This window comes from Reyranella sp. GW821-FHT12G01, from assembly GCF_058806575.1.
Window position 1 is genome coordinate 74,541 of the sequence record NZ_JBXAPV010000003.1, and the last position, 12,383, is coordinate 86,923.

The following is a 12,383-nucleotide window of genomic DNA, read 5'->3' on the forward strand; positions in this document are numbered from 1 at the left end:
GTGGGATCGCCTAACGTCCGGGTCAACAGAGGAGACATTCCATGGCTGACACCGTCCATATCGGCATCCTGCTCTTCCCCGACGTCACCCAGCTCGACGCGACGGGGCCGGCCCAGTTCCTGTGCCGCGTGCCCAACGCCAAGCTGCACATGATCTGGAAGACGCTCGATCCCGTGCCGACCGATGTCGGCTTCTCGATCGTGCCGACCACGACCTTCGCCGACTGCCCGCAGCTCGACGTGATCTGCGTGCCGGGCGGTGCCGGTCAGGTCGCCCTGATGACCGACGAGGAGACACTGTCGTTCCTGCGCAAGCAGGCGGAGCACGCACGCTACGTCACGTCCGTGTGCACCGGCTCGCTAGTGCTGGGCGCCGCGGGCCTGCTCAAGGGCTACAAGTCGGCCTGCCACTGGTCGTCGCGCGAGTTCCTGACGGCGTTCGGCGCAACGCCGGTTGCCGAGCGCGTGGTGCGCGACCGCAATCGCGTGTCGGGCGGCGGCGTCACGGCGGGCATCGATTTCGGCCTCAGCCTGGCCGCCGAACTCGCGGGCGAAGAGGCTGCCAGGACCATCCAGCTGGCGCTGGAATACGATCCGCAGCCGCCCTTCGATTCCGGCAGCCCGGAAAAAGCCGGGCCGGAGCGCGTGAAGCGGCTGAAGGAGCGCATCCACGGCATGCTGCAGAAGCGCCTGGAAGCCAACGAAGCCGCCGCCGCGCGGCTTTCCTAGCGCAGCGCGACGACGAACAGGATCATGGCGGCGGTCGGCGCGACCGTCCGCACCGTGTTCCACATCGTCCAGCGATCGAGATAGTGCGCCCAGAAAGTGGCGGCCTCCGGCGTTCCCGGCTGGGCCGCCGCCAGCGCATTGTTGAGCGGCACGTTGAAGACCATCGTCACGCCGAACGTGCCGACGAGATAGAGCAGGCTGGCGCATAGCAGCAGCCAGCCGCCACCGCTCCAGCGCAGCCACGCGGCGGCCAGCAGCGCGAGGCACAGGATCGCCGTGCCCATGAAGACCAGCATGAAGCTGCGGTTGATGACGACGATGTTGATCGCCTGCATGGCTTCGAGACCGTGCGCCGCCGGCAAGCGGCCGAGCGCCCCCATCACGAAGGACGAGAAGGCATAGAAGATGCCGGCGACCAGCCCGCTGCCGACGGCGGCGGCGAAGGTCACATAGAAGATCGCATTGTCGATCATAGGCCACCTCCCGCAAGACGCCGCAGCACGTCTTCGAGCGTCACCGTTCCGCGACGCATCTCGCCGCCGTCCGACGGAAAGCCCAGGCGGCCGGCATTGAACGCCTCATCGAGGTCCGCGAGCTTTCCGGCATAGTCGGCGCCCAGGCCTGCGGCCACGAGGCCTGCCACCGTTTCCTCACGCGAAGACGGGACCGCCGTCACTGTCCTGGCCAACAGTCGCGACAGGATCTCCGCCGCATCGAGTGCCGAGTACTGTGCGGGGCCCAGGACATTGACGATGCGCGCGCCCGGCCCCGGATCGAACAGCAGCTCCGCCGCCACGCGGCCGACATCGACTGCGGAAACCGCTTCGTTGCGAGCCTCGAGCGGCAGCTTGCCCGACGGCAGCACACCTGCGTCCTGCGCAGCGGGCAACACGGCTGCCCAGTTCTCCAGGAAATCGCCCGGCCGCAGGAAGGCGATCGAGGGCGCGGCACCGGCAAGAGCGACCTCGAAGTCGTGCAGCGCCCGCACGATGCCGTTGCCTTCGGAGAGATGCGCGCCCACCGAGGAAAGCGCCACGACATGCGGCACGCGCGCCGACCGCACGGCGGCGGCGATCGACCGCGAGGCGGCGTTGGCTTCCGCCAGCACGTCCTTCGCCTGCACCGGCGGAACCTGCATCACGAAGACCGCCTCCGCGCCCCGGAAGGCGGCCGAGAGTGCCGCCGTATCCGACGCGTCCCCGCGGACGACTTCGACACCGAGGCCTTGAGCCTTCGCCGGATCGCGCGACACCGCGCGCACTTTCACACCGCGCCGCTTCAGGGTCTCGAGCGCTGCACCGCCGACCTGACCGGTGGCTCCCATGATAACGAACATTGCGAACTCCCTGTTTGTGAGTTCGCCCCTAACATCCCGGTTCGCTTTCCATAAGTACGCACATTTTTTATACTAGGTATCAATCATGGATACGTAGCGAGGCGCGCGATGGCCGAGATCAAGGCTCCCTGGTGTCCCGTAGCAGCGACCGTCGAGGTGATCGGCGGACGCTGGAAGCTCAACATCCTGTTCTACCTCAAGGACCAGCCGCGCCGCTTCAACGAGTTGCGCCGCCTCGTGCCGGGCATCACGCAGCGCATGCTGACCCTGCAACTGCGCTCGCTCGAGCAGGACGGGATCGTGTCGCGCAAGGTGCACGACACCGTGCCGCCGCACGTCGAGTATTCGTTCACGAAGAAAGGATTGAGCCTTGGCCCCATCCTCGATGCGATGGAGGAATGGGGCGAAGCACATCGTCCGCGCCGGCGCGGACGGGAGCGGGCCGAGACGGCCCTGCAGGCGCGCTAGTTCGCGCCGGCCGTCGCGCTTTCGATGGTGATGGCCTTGCCGGCCGCCATGTCGAACTTGAGACGGCGCACATAGTCGAGGTCGCGGCCGGTGACACGCACGAAGCGGCTGCCCTCGGGATAGTCGATCGCGTGGATCGCGCCGACATCGTAGACGCCCGCATGGCCCGGCTCGAGACGATAGGCCTTCACCTGCTCCAGCTTGGCGTCGCCCGCGTCCCTGCCGCCGTCGAGGCGCTTGTACTCGCTCATGTCGGTGTACTTCACCGCCTGGCCATAGACCGCCCACGAGGCGCCGTGATCGTGCGGCGGGCTCTTGTGCTGCTTGGGATTGCAGTGCGCCAGCACGACGAAGCCGAGGTCCTTGTCCTCGTAGAGCTTGCGCGTGCCGATCGGCGCTGCCGGACCGACCGCCTCGTCGACGAACGACGGATTGGCCAACAGCTTCTCCAGCAGCACGCGAACCTGCTCGCGGCCGGCCGGTCCCTCATGGGTCTTGAGCGCGGACTGCGCATCCTTGACGAAGGTGTCGAGTGTGTAGGTCATGCGGCGGCTCCCTCAGAAAATCATGGCCTGAAAAGGCAGGCGGAAATGATCCGCCCGCCTCCCGGCCCGTGTCAACGACCGCCGAAGATGCGGCGGGCGATGACCATGCGGTGCACTTCCGACGGGCCTTCGTAGACGCGCATGGTGCGCACCTTCTGCGCCATCATCGACAGCGGCAGTTCCTGCGTCACACCCATGGCGCCGAACGCCTGCTGGGCGTGATCGAGAACCTCACTCGCCATCTCGGTCGCATAGACCTTGATCATCGAGGCTTCCATGCGCACGTCGCGGCCCTCGTCCTGCTTCACGGCCGCGTCCATCACCATCAGGCGGCAGGCGTGCAGCTTCATCGCCGCATCGGCCACCCACCACTGGATGGCCTGGCGGTCGGCCAGCTTCTCACCGAAGGTCACGCGCTGAGCGGCATGCTCGACCAGCATGTCGAGGCCGCGCTGGGCCATGCCGATGCACCACGAGCCCATCTGCAGGCGGCGCACGGTGAGGCGGAGTTGCATGGGCGCGAAGCCCGCACCGATGCGACCCAGCACCTGCGTCTCGGGCACGCGGCAATCCTCGAACACGACCTCGTAGGTGCGCTGGCCTGCGAGCATCGGGATGGCGCGCGCCACGACCAGACCCGGCGTACCCTTGTCGATCAGGAAGGCGGTGATGCCGCCGCGCGAGCCGAGGTTGGAATCGGTCACGGCCATGGCGATGGTGAAGTCGGCCTTGGCGATACGGCTGATCCAGATCTTGCGGCCGTTGATCACCCAGTCGTTGCCGTCCTTGACCGCCTTGGTCTTCATGCCGGCGGGGTCGCCGCCCGCGCCGGGCTCGGAGATGGCGATGGCCGAGCTGGTCTCGCCGGCGGCGTAGGGCTCGAGGTACTTCTTGCGCTGTTCCGGATTGGCCGTCGCCAGCAGCATGTGCAGGTTGGGCGAGTCGGGCGGGAAGGTGAAGGGCACGCAGGTGTAGCCCAGCTCCTCGTTGACGCCGACCAGCGCCACCGCGGGAAGATTGGCGCCACCCACTTCCTCAGGGACATCGAGCGCCCACAGGCCCAGATCCTTGCACTGCTTGAAGAGCTTGGCGTTCTCGTCGTCGGACAGCGAGGCCTGCTGGCCCGAGGCGAAGCGTTCGAGCACGTTCTTCTCGAGCGGCATCAGCTCGTTGCGCACGAACTTCTTCACGAGATCGCGCAGCATCTGATGTTCTTCGTTGACCTGGTACATGACTGTTCCTCCTGAATCCGGTTAGGTCGGCTTTCCGATGCCCTTGTTGACGAAGTCGAGCGTGTAGGCCCGGGCCACGTCAATTCCCTTGGGCAGCACGTCGACGTCGACCATCGATTGATAGAAGTTCTGCCAGCGCGCCGCGGTCATCGCACCGATGCCGCCCTGCACCGCATCGCCCGACATCACGATGCCGCGCTCGTTCATCACCTTGATCGCGTACTGGATGCGATCGTCGGTCTGCTCCGGGTTGGCCTTCTTGATCAGGGCATTGGCCGCCTCGATGGCCGGCCCGCCCTTCAGATACTGCGCCCAACCCTCGAGCGTCGCATTGACAAAGCGCTGGATGAGATCGCGCTTCTCCCCCGCCAGCTTGCGCGAGATCGCGATCGTGGTCTGGTAGGCGCTGAAGCCCGCATCGGCGATCAGCAGGTAGGGCGGCATGCGGCCGATGGCCTGCGAGATCGAATAGGGCTCCGACGAGATGAAGCCCTGCTGCACGATGTTCTTGTCGGCGAGATACGGCGCCATGTTGAACGTGTAGGGCCGCAGCTGGTCGTCGCTCAGCCCGTACTTCTTGCGCAGGTAGGGCCAGTAGGTGACGCGTCCACCGGCGCCGATCAGCAGGGTCCGCCCCTTCAGGTTCTCGAAGCCATTGAAGCCGGTGTCGGGATGGCCGATCAGGACCTGCGGGTCCTTCTGGAAGATCGAGGCGATGGTGAAGAACGGCGCGTTCTCGCGCACATAGGTGAAGGCCTCGAAGCTGTTCGACATGGTCATGTCGACCCGGCCGGTCAGCAGGAGCTGGCCGATGTTGAGGCTCGGTCCGCCCTGGCGGATGTCGCAATCGATGCCGGCCTTGCGATAGAGGCCGGCGGCCACCGCCTGATAGTAGCCGCCATGCTCGGCCTGGGCGCGCCAATCGGTCTGGAAGGTGAGCTTGTCGAGCGTCTGCGCGCGCGCCGGACGCGCGAGCGGCAGCAGGAATGGCAGGGTAGCAAGGCCCAGTGCTGCCCGGCGGCTGAGGCGATAGGCGGTCATGGCGCGAGACTGTCGCCGCGGCGGTCGAAGTTGATCGCCACGAGTTCCTTGATCGCCATGCTCGATTCGCCCATCGCACCGATCGACGGCATCCAGTAGTCCCACCACAGGGCCGCCTCGTCGGGAACGCTCCAGTCGACGCCGAAGATCGCGAAGTTGAGGCCCGCGCGCCTGGCAAGCTTCGCCGCCCGCGGGATGTGGAAGGCCGACGTGACGATCGCCACCTTTCCGTCCTTCACCATTTCGCGCACGTTGCGGATGTTCTCGATCGTGTTGAGCGCCTTGCCCTCGGACACGATCACGTCGTTGGGAACGCCGAGCGCGATCAGGAAGCGCCGCATGGCCTCGGCCTCGGTCGTCGCCGGGCCGCCCTGCTGCTCGATGAACGAGCCGCCGCTGACGATGAGCTTGGGCGCAGCGCCGGCATGGAACATGCGCGCCGCAGCCCAGACGCGATCGGAGGCGTCGGTCAGCTCCGGCTCCATCGTGTAGGGCGGCGAGGCCGGCGAGATGGCTCCCCCCAGGACGACGATCGCCTCGTAGCAGCACGGCTTGTTGTCGGCGACGAGCCTGCGCGCCTCGGCTTCGAGCACACGCGTCAGCATGGTGGAAACGGGCGTGAACGACAGGATGAGAGTCTGGAAGAGCGCGAGCCCCAGCACCACGGACGCCAGACGGCGCCAGCCCACCAGCCGCATCAGCAGCCACAACAAAACGCCGACCGCCAGGGAAGCCGGCGGCAACATCAGGTTGGCGAGGATTTTCAGGAAGATGAAGGTGTTCATGCCGGTCCGCGTCGCGCTCCGGCTATACTAGAACAAAGCCCCGCACGCTTGTTCAAACCATCGCGACGATCTCGCTCTGCGATGATGGCAGTTTGGCTGAAACGAGCCCAAAAAGAAGGGCGGGCCCGGCTTGCGCCGGAACCCGCCCGATCTTGACCCGTCGAAAAACGAGTTAGATCGCTTCCTTGAGATCCTTCGCGACGCGGAAGGCAACCTTCTTGGAGGCCTTGATCTTGATCGCTTCGCCGGTCGCCGGGTTGCGGCCCATGCGCGCCGGACGGGCGCGGACCTGAAGGATGCCGAGGCCCGTGATGCGGACCTTGTTGCCCTTCTTGAGGTGACGAACGACCAGGCCGACGAACTCGTCGAGAGCGCCGCTCGCGTCCTTCTTCGTCATGCCCGTCTTTTCGGCCAGCTCAGCTGCGACCTTCGAAAGCGGAACGGTAGGAACGGTAGTGGGTTTGGTAGCCATGTTGAGGGGGTCCCTTACATTTCTTGGTTTCGCCAACGTCTCCTGACGCCCCAGGGCACCGTTGACGGCGCCAAGGTTATCCACGAATCGATCCCCCGCAAGTCCGGAATCCACGGAAAATGTCGATTCTTGGGGCTTTTTAGGCCATCAAAGGCAGTCATCCACAGATTGCAGAGAGCGTTTAGCGTGTCGAGTCCCGCCCTGATCCCGACTTTCAGCACCGCCGTGAACACTTGGCAGTGCGATGAAAACAACCATCTGAACGTCCAATTTTACACCGAGTTCGCCCACGAGGCCTCGGCCAGCCTGCTGGCCAACCTGGGCTTCGGTCCGCGCGCCCAGCGTGCAGCGGGCGCCGTCACACGGGCGGCCGACGACCATGTCCGGTACGTCCGCGAGTTCCGCGTGGTCGAACCGGTCGAGGTCCATTCCGCTCCGGTCGAGGTCGGCGAGCGCCATCTCGTCGCCTATCACGAGGTGCGCAACCCCGCGAAGGGCGAGATCGCCGCAACCATCCGCCGCCGCATCGCCTGCGATCGGCCGTGGCCTGCCGAGGTCCGCGCGCGTGCCGAGGCCGCCCGCATCGCCCTGCCCGACACGGCCCGGCCGCGCAGCGTCGGCAAGCTCACCCTGCCCGACCTGCATCTTTCCCAGGCAGCGTCGGTCGGCCTGATCGAAGTCGGTCGCACGCAGATCACGCCCGACGAATGCGACGAGCGTGGCGAGTTCCTGCCGCGCCATCATTTCGGCCGCTACTCCGACGGCGCGCCCGTCCTGTGGAACCACATGGGCTTCGACCGCGCAGCGATGCAGGAGCGGCAGGAAGGTTCGGTCGTGGTCGAGATGCTGAACCACTATCGCCGTCCGCTACAGGCCGGCGACATTGCCGTGGTGATGAGCGGTCTCGCGAGCTTCTCCGACAAGATCGTCGTCTTCACGCACTTCCTGTTCGAGGCGGAGAGCGGCACACTTGCTGCTTGTGCCGAAGCCGTCGGCATGAAGTTCGACCAGAAGATCCGCAAGATCATGACTTTCCCGCCCGAGGATCGCGCCCGCATGGAAGCGCAGCGTCTCAGGCTCTGAGGAGAAGGCGATGGACGAGAAGACGAAGACGGCGGCCGGCATTGCCGCGGGCCTTCAGGGCATGAAGTACGACGACAAGAGGCTCGCCGAACTGGCGGCCGAGGTCGAGATCCTGAACGACGCCGTGCGCAAGGCGGCGGCCGCGCGCCTCACCTTCGACGACGATCCCGCGGCGTTCGCCAGCGTCATGGCGAAGGAAGCGCGCAAATGAGAAACGACGATCTCGCGCTGGAAGATCTCTCGACCATCGCCGACGCGATCGCCTCGCGCCGCATCACCTCGGTCGAGGCGACCGAAGCCTGCCTCGCCCGCATCGAGGCGTGGCAGCCGCGCACCAACGCCTTCCTGCGTGTCTACAAGGAGAAAGCACTGGCGCAGGCGGCAGCGATGGATGCCGAGCTTGCCGCCGGCAAGAGCCGTGGGCCGCTGCATGGCGTGCCGATGGCGCACAAGGACATGTACTACCGCAAGGGCGAGGTCTCGACCGGCGGCAGCAAGATCCGCGGCGACTGGGTCGCGCCGGTGACGGCCACGGTGCTGGGCAAGCTCGACGCGGCCGGCGTCGTTGAACTCGGCTTCCTCAACATGGCGGAGTTCGCCGCGGGTCCGACCGGCCACAACGTCCACCACGGCCACTGCCGCAATCCCTGGGACCAGACGCGCGTAACCGGCGGCAGTTCGAGCGGCTCGGGCGCCTCGGTCGGCGCACGCATGGTCTATGGCGCGCTGGGCTCGGACACCGGCGGTTCCATCAGGTTGCCGGCAGCGGCCTGCGGCGTGGTCGGCATGAAGGCGACCTACGGCCGCGTCAGCCGTGCGGGCGCCGTCGCGCGTTCGTGGAGCCTGGACCATGTCGGACCGTTGACGCGCACCGTGCGCGACAATGCCCGCATGCTGTCGGTCATCGCGGGCTACGATCCCGAGGATTCGACGACCAGCGAGAAGCCGGTGCCCGACTACGAGGCGCTGCTGGAAGGCGGCATTGCGGGCCTGCGCATTGGGCTCGCCTTGCCGAACGACGGGCCGGCGCCCATCGATCCTCAAGTCGGCGCCGCGATCCAGGCCGCTGCCGATGCGCTCGGCCGCCTCGGCGCGAAGGTCACGACCGTCACGCTGCCGGACTTCACCGCGCTCTATCGCTCGGCCGAGGTGATGGTGAAGTGCGAGGCTGCCGCCATGCACCGGCCGTGGATGGAGAAGACGCCGGAACTCTACGCCAACCAGGTGCGCACGCGCATGGAGGCGGGCTTCTTCATTCCCGCGACGCAGTACATCGACGCGCTACGTTTGCGCGCGCACTTCGTGAAGGAGTTCCTGTCGACGGCGATGGAGGGCGTCGATGCTGCGCTCTTGCCGGCGATCCCCTTCCCGCTCCCCACGATCGAAGAGACGGACACCGAGACCAAGGGCGGCCCCGCCGTGCTGAAGATGGTGGCGGGTTTCACCGGCCTGACGCGGCCGTTCAATACGCTGGGCATCCCGGCGCTGTCGGTGCCGTGCGGCTTCGACACCAACGGCGCGCCGATCGGGATGCAGCTCGTCGGCCGCCCGTTCGACGAAGCGATGCTCTACCGGATCGGTCACGCCTATCAGGGCGCGACCGAGCATCATTTGAAGGTGCCGGTTTAATCTTCGGACCGCGGACCTCCAGGTCCGCTCATGATCATGAAGCGGGCTCGCGCGGGGTAACCCCCGCGCTTTGAGGCCCGCGGTCCGATTGAAGATCAGACCGCGAGGTTGACGGTCACGCTCTTGCGCTGCGTGAAGCTGTCGAGCATGCCTTCGAGCGAGAATTCGCGGCCGAGGCCGCTCTGCTTGTAGCCGCCGTAGGACATGCCCGGCGTCTGGCCGCCACCCTGGTTGACCTGCACCCAGCCTGACTCGATCGCATGCGCGGCGCGCAGGCCCTTGCCGATGTCGTGCGTCCAGACATAGGCCGCGAGACCGTAATGGCTCTCGTTGGCCATGCGGATCGCCTCGGCCTCGTCGCTCCAGCGGATCGCCACCAGCACCGGCCCGAAGATCTCCTCGCGCGCGAGGCGCCAGTCGTTCGAGCGGTCGGCGAACACGGTCGGCATGGTGAAGTAGCCTTCACTCAGCGGGCCGGTCTTGGGCGGCAGGCCGCCGAACACCAGCTTGGCGTCGGCGCGGTCGAGACCGTCCTGCACGTACTTGCAGACCTTGGAGTACTGCTTGTTGTTGATGATCGAGCCGATGTCGCTCGCCTCGTCCAGCGGATCGCCGATCTTCAGCGCCGTGACCTTCTTCTCGAGCTTCTTGAGGAAGCTGTCGAAGATGTCCTCGTGCAGGAACATGCGCGATCCCGCGGTGCAGCTCTGGCTCTGGCGGGTGAAGCGCATGGCATTGATGATGCCGTCGACCGCCCAATCCTCGTCGGCGTCCGGATAGACGATCGAGGGGCTCTTGCCGCCCAGCTCCAGCGACACCGGCACGATGCGCTCGGCGGCGGCGCGCATGATCACCTTGCCGACCTCGGTCGAGCCGGTGAAGGAGAGCTTGCGGATCTTCGGATGGTTGGCGAGCGCACCGCCGCAGTCCGCGCCGTATCCGGTGATCACGTTCAGCACGCCGGGCGGCACGAACTCGTTCGTGATGTCCGCCATCATCAACACCGCGAGCGGCGCGTCCTCGGCCGCCTTCATCACCAGCACGTTGCCGGCGCAGAGCGCGGGCGCGATCTTGAGCGCGCCCAGCATGACCGGTGCATTCCAGGGGATGATGGCGCCCACGATACCGAGCGGCTCGCGGCGCGTGTAGGACAGCACACTCTCGCCCAGCGGCACGGTTTCGCCCTTCAGCTCGGACGCGAGACCACCGAAATAACGGAAGATGTCGGCCGCCAGCTTGGCCTCGCCGCGCGCCTGGGTGCGCAACGCGTTGCCGGTCTCCATGGCGATCGTGCGCGCCATCTCCTCGACGCGCGCTTCCATCGCCTCGGCGATCTTGAGCAGGAGCTTGCCGCGCTCGCGCGGCACGACGTTCTTCCAGGACGGAAACGCCTTCTCGGCGGCGGTCACGGCCAACTCGACGTCCTCGGGGCCAGCGTGTGGCACCTGGGCGATCGACGTCTTCTTGCCGGGGTTCTCGATCGTGATGACCTTGCCGGACACGCTGCCGATCCATTTGCCGCCAATGAGCTGGCCCTTGGGCTGATAGGTGCCCGATGCGGGCGACAGCTGGGTGGGGGTCACGGTATCCATGGGCTTCCTCCGGAATTTGAGGGCCGGAGTTTGGCCCGCAGGACGCGGCGCTACAAGCCGTACCGGCCTGCGATTACCCCTTCTTCTTCGAGGACTTCCGCGCGCGCTTCCGCTTCGCGGTCAGCTCGCCGTACTTCATGCCTTCGAGCTTCAGCCCGTCGGGATCGAGGAAGAACACGGCGTAGTAATCCTCGTAATACTCGGCCGCCGGATCGACGATCCGCACGCCCTGCCCCTCCAGGTAGCCCTGCAGCGCGTCGACGTCCCTGCGGCTGCGCAGCTCGAATGCATAGTGATGGAAGCCGACATCGCCGATGCGGTGCGTCTTGCGGCCCTCGGCCGGCGCGATCCAGTAGCGCGTCTTGCCGTTGGTCCAGCCGATGGTCGAGGGATACTCGTCCGAGATCTCGAAGCCCAGGAAGGTGAACAGGCCGCCATAGAAGGCCTTCGACTTTCCGTAGTCGCTGACCCTGATCGAGATATGGTCGATACCGACGACACGGGATACGGGACCAGACTTTGCACGGGCCATGGCGTCCTCCGGATTTCCAGTGGTCACAACGGGCCGAATATCGGATTGTTTCGCCGTCATTCGAAGAGGGACGAGATGAAGCGATTCCTGAGCGGCCTCGCCATGGGCATGGGTCTTCTGGCAGCCGGCAACGCCTTCGCCGGCACGCTGGACGACATCCAGAAGAACGGCGTCCTGCGCGGCGGCTACCGCGAGAACGCCCATCCCTTCGCCTACAAGGGCACCAACGGCGCGCCCAATGGCTTCATGGTCCAGCTCTGCGAGGCGGTCGCCAGCGACATCGCCAAGCAGCTCAAGCTGCCCGGCCTGAAGGTCGAGTTCGTGCCGGTCACCACCGAGAACCGGCTCGACATGATCAAGCAGGGCAAGATCGACCTGCTCTGCGACTCCTTCACCGAGACGCTCGACCGCCGCGCCGTGGTCGACTTCTCGATCACCACCTTCGTCGACGGCACCAGCTTCGCGATCCGCAACGACGGCCCGCGCGACATGCAAGAGCTCGCCGGCAAGAAGGTCGGCGCGGTCGCCGGCACCCTGACCGAGGAAGAGCTGAAGAAGGCGCTGACCTCGATCCACGTCAACGCGACCGTCGTGCCCTTCACCGATTTCACCGCGGCCATGACGGCATTGGAAAAGGGCGAGATCTCGGCCTACTTCGCGGGCGGCGCGATGCTCACGGCGATGATCAAGGATCACAAGGATGCCGCCAAGATTCTGCTGGCGAACACCTATCTCAGCCTCGAACCCTTCGCGCTGGCCATGAAGCTGGGCGAAGGTCCGTTCCGCCTCGCCGTCGACCGGGCGCTGAGCCATATCTACCGGTCGGGCCAGATCGCCACGATCTTCAGCAACGTGTTCGGCAAGAACGCGCGGCCGACACCCCAACTCCAGTCGCTCTACATGATCGCGACCTTGCCGGAATAGCCTGCAAGCCCCATCT

15 protein-coding genes are annotated in these 12,383 nt (G+C 66.1%); 6 read left to right on the forward strand and 9 right to left on the reverse strand.

Going from position 1 to position 12,383, the window contains the following annotated elements:
* Window positions 1-41: 41 nt before the first annotated feature.
* Window positions 42-728 carry a DJ-1/PfpI family protein gene (locus AC1RP5_RS25395; RefSeq protein WP_493115405.1) on the forward strand — a complete coding sequence of 229 codons (687 nt, stop codon included), beginning with the start codon at window positions 42-44 and terminating at the stop codon, window positions 726-728.
* Here AC1RP5_RS25395 and AC1RP5_RS25400 read toward each other — a convergent pair.
* Both AC1RP5_RS25400 and AC1RP5_RS25405 read right to left on the reverse strand, forming a co-directional pair.
* A complete protein-coding gene (locus AC1RP5_RS25400) occupies window positions 725-1,201 on the reverse strand; it encodes an anthrone oxygenase family protein (RefSeq protein ID WP_493115406.1) in 477 nt (158 codons plus the stop codon). The genes AC1RP5_RS25395 and AC1RP5_RS25400 overlap by 4 nt on opposite strands.
* Window positions 1,198-2,064 carry an NmrA family NAD(P)-binding protein gene (locus AC1RP5_RS25405; protein ID WP_493115407.1) on the reverse strand — a complete coding sequence of 289 codons (867 nt, stop codon included), beginning with the start codon at window positions 2,062-2,064 and terminating at the stop codon, window positions 1,198-1,200. Before AC1RP5_RS25405 ends, AC1RP5_RS25400 begins: the two co-directional genes overlap by 4 nt.
* A gap of 108 nt (window positions 2,065-2,172) precedes the next feature.
* Here AC1RP5_RS25405 and AC1RP5_RS25410 point away from each other — a divergent pair, with 108 nt between their 5' ends.
* Window positions 2,173-2,532, forward strand: a complete 360-nt coding sequence (locus AC1RP5_RS25410) for a winged helix-turn-helix transcriptional regulator (protein WP_493115409.1) — start codon at window positions 2,173-2,175, stop codon at window positions 2,530-2,532.
* On the opposite strand, the gene AC1RP5_RS25415 is transcribed toward AC1RP5_RS25410, so the two are convergent.
* From AC1RP5_RS25415 to AC1RP5_RS25435, 5 genes are all read right to left on the reverse strand, one after another.
* The gene (locus AC1RP5_RS25415) at window positions 2,529-3,077 is read right to left on the reverse strand and encodes a hypothetical protein (protein WP_493115410.1); all 549 of its coding nucleotides are present in this window, start codon (window positions 3,075-3,077) and stop codon (window positions 2,529-2,531) included. The genes AC1RP5_RS25410 and AC1RP5_RS25415 overlap by 4 nt on opposite strands.
* A gap of 71 nt (window positions 3,078-3,148) precedes the next feature.
* Window positions 3,149-4,309 carry an acyl-CoA dehydrogenase family protein gene (locus tag AC1RP5_RS25420; RefSeq protein WP_493115412.1) on the reverse strand — a complete coding sequence of 387 codons (1,161 nt, stop codon included), beginning with the start codon at window positions 4,307-4,309 and terminating at the stop codon, window positions 3,149-3,151.
* A gap of 21 nt (window positions 4,310-4,330) precedes the next feature.
* Complete coding sequence (locus tag AC1RP5_RS25425) at window positions 4,331-5,350, reverse strand: ABC transporter substrate-binding protein (RefSeq protein ID WP_493115414.1); 1,020 nt, start codon at window positions 5,348-5,350, stop codon at window positions 4,331-4,333.
* The gene (locus AC1RP5_RS25430) at window positions 5,347-6,135 is read right to left on the reverse strand and encodes a YdcF family protein (RefSeq protein WP_493115415.1); all 789 of its coding nucleotides are present in this window, start codon (window positions 6,133-6,135) and stop codon (window positions 5,347-5,349) included. Before AC1RP5_RS25430 ends, AC1RP5_RS25425 begins: the two co-directional genes overlap by 4 nt.
* Window positions 6,136-6,307: 172 nt before the next feature.
* The gene (locus AC1RP5_RS25435; RefSeq protein WP_493115417.1) at window positions 6,308-6,607 is read right to left on the reverse strand and encodes an HU family DNA-binding protein; all 300 of its coding nucleotides are present in this window, start codon (window positions 6,605-6,607) and stop codon (window positions 6,308-6,310) included.
* Window positions 6,608-6,793: 186 nt separating this feature from the next.
* On the opposite strand from AC1RP5_RS25435, the gene AC1RP5_RS25440 reads away from it, so the two are divergent.
* The 3 genes from AC1RP5_RS25440 to AC1RP5_RS25450 are packed head-to-tail and all read left to right on the forward strand — an operon-like array spanning window position 6,794 to window position 9,319.
* Window positions 6,794-7,690, forward strand: a complete 897-nt coding sequence (locus tag AC1RP5_RS25440; protein ID WP_493115418.1) for an acyl-CoA thioesterase — start codon at window positions 6,794-6,796, stop codon at window positions 7,688-7,690.
* 10 nt (window positions 7,691-7,700) lie between these two features.
* On the forward strand, window positions 7,701-7,901 hold the full coding sequence (locus AC1RP5_RS25445) for a hypothetical protein (protein WP_493115420.1): 201 nt from the start codon (window positions 7,701-7,703) through the stop codon (window positions 7,899-7,901).
* Complete coding sequence (locus AC1RP5_RS25450) at window positions 7,898-9,319, forward strand: amidase (RefSeq protein ID WP_493115421.1); 1,422 nt, start codon at window positions 7,898-7,900, stop codon at window positions 9,317-9,319. Before AC1RP5_RS25445 ends, AC1RP5_RS25450 begins: the two co-directional genes overlap by 4 nt.
* 95 nt (window positions 9,320-9,414) lie before the next feature.
* Here AC1RP5_RS25450 and AC1RP5_RS25455 read toward each other — a convergent pair whose 3' ends face one another.
* Window positions 9,415-10,911 (reverse strand): aldehyde dehydrogenase family protein, encoded by a 1,497-nt coding sequence (locus tag AC1RP5_RS25455; protein WP_493115423.1) that lies wholly within the window; start codon window positions 10,909-10,911, stop codon window positions 9,415-9,417.
* Between the two features lie 73 nt (window positions 10,912-10,984).
* Complete coding sequence (locus AC1RP5_RS25460; RefSeq protein ID WP_493115425.1) at window positions 10,985-11,443, reverse strand: VOC family protein; 459 nt, start codon at window positions 11,441-11,443, stop codon at window positions 10,985-10,987.
* A 75-nt stretch (window positions 11,444-11,518) separates the two neighbouring features.
* On the opposite strand from AC1RP5_RS25460, the gene AC1RP5_RS25465 reads away from it, so the two are divergent.
* Window positions 11,519-12,367 (forward strand): amino acid ABC transporter substrate-binding protein, encoded by an 849-nt coding sequence (locus AC1RP5_RS25465; RefSeq protein ID WP_493115426.1) that lies wholly within the window; start codon window positions 11,519-11,521, stop codon window positions 12,365-12,367.
* Window positions 12,368-12,383: the final 16 nt, after the last annotated feature.

What these genes read in the sequence shown, in the direction of transcription:
- AC1RP5_RS25460 (WP_493115425.1), bottom strand. Translation starts at nt 11,443, where the DNA reads ATGGCCCGTGCAAAGTCTGGTCCCGTATCCCGTGTCGTCGGTATCGAC.
- AC1RP5_RS25395 (WP_493115405.1), top strand. Translation starts at nt 42, where the DNA reads ATGGCTGACACCGTCCATATCGGCATCCTGCTCTTCCCCGACGTCACC.
- AC1RP5_RS25455 (WP_493115423.1), bottom strand. Translation starts at nt 10,911, where the DNA reads ATGGATACCGTGACCCCCACCCAGCTGTCGCCCGCATCGGGCACCTAT.
- AC1RP5_RS25430 (WP_493115415.1), bottom strand. Translation starts at nt 6,135, where the DNA reads ATGAACACCTTCATCTTCCTGAAAATCCTCGCCAACCTGATGTTGCCG.
- AC1RP5_RS25450 (WP_493115421.1), top strand. Translation starts at nt 7,898, where the DNA reads ATGAGAAACGACGATCTCGCGCTGGAAGATCTCTCGACCATCGCCGAC.
- AC1RP5_RS25445 (WP_493115420.1), top strand. Translation starts at nt 7,701, where the DNA reads ATGGACGAGAAGACGAAGACGGCGGCCGGCATTGCCGCGGGCCTTCAG.
- AC1RP5_RS25400 (WP_493115406.1), bottom strand. Translation starts at nt 1,201, where the DNA reads ATGATCGACAATGCGATCTTCTATGTGACCTTCGCCGCCGCCGTCGGC.
- AC1RP5_RS25410 (WP_493115409.1), top strand. Translation starts at nt 2,173, where the DNA reads ATGGCCGAGATCAAGGCTCCCTGGTGTCCCGTAGCAGCGACCGTCGAG.
- AC1RP5_RS25435 (WP_493115417.1), bottom strand. Translation starts at nt 6,607, where the DNA reads ATGGCTACCAAACCCACTACCGTTCCTACCGTTCCGCTTTCGAAGGTC.
- AC1RP5_RS25465 (WP_493115426.1), top strand. Translation starts at nt 11,519, where the DNA reads ATGAAGCGATTCCTGAGCGGCCTCGCCATGGGCATGGGTCTTCTGGCA.
- AC1RP5_RS25415 (WP_493115410.1), bottom strand. Translation starts at nt 3,077, where the DNA reads ATGACCTACACACTCGACACCTTCGTCAAGGATGCGCAGTCCGCGCTC.
- AC1RP5_RS25420 (WP_493115412.1), bottom strand. Translation starts at nt 4,309, where the DNA reads ATGTACCAGGTCAACGAAGAACATCAGATGCTGCGCGATCTCGTGAAG.
- AC1RP5_RS25425 (WP_493115414.1), bottom strand. Translation starts at nt 5,350, where the DNA reads ATGACCGCCTATCGCCTCAGCCGCCGGGCAGCACTGGGCCTTGCTACC.
- AC1RP5_RS25405 (WP_493115407.1), bottom strand. Translation starts at nt 2,064, where the DNA reads ATGTTCGTTATCATGGGAGCCACCGGTCAGGTCGGCGGTGCAGCGCTC.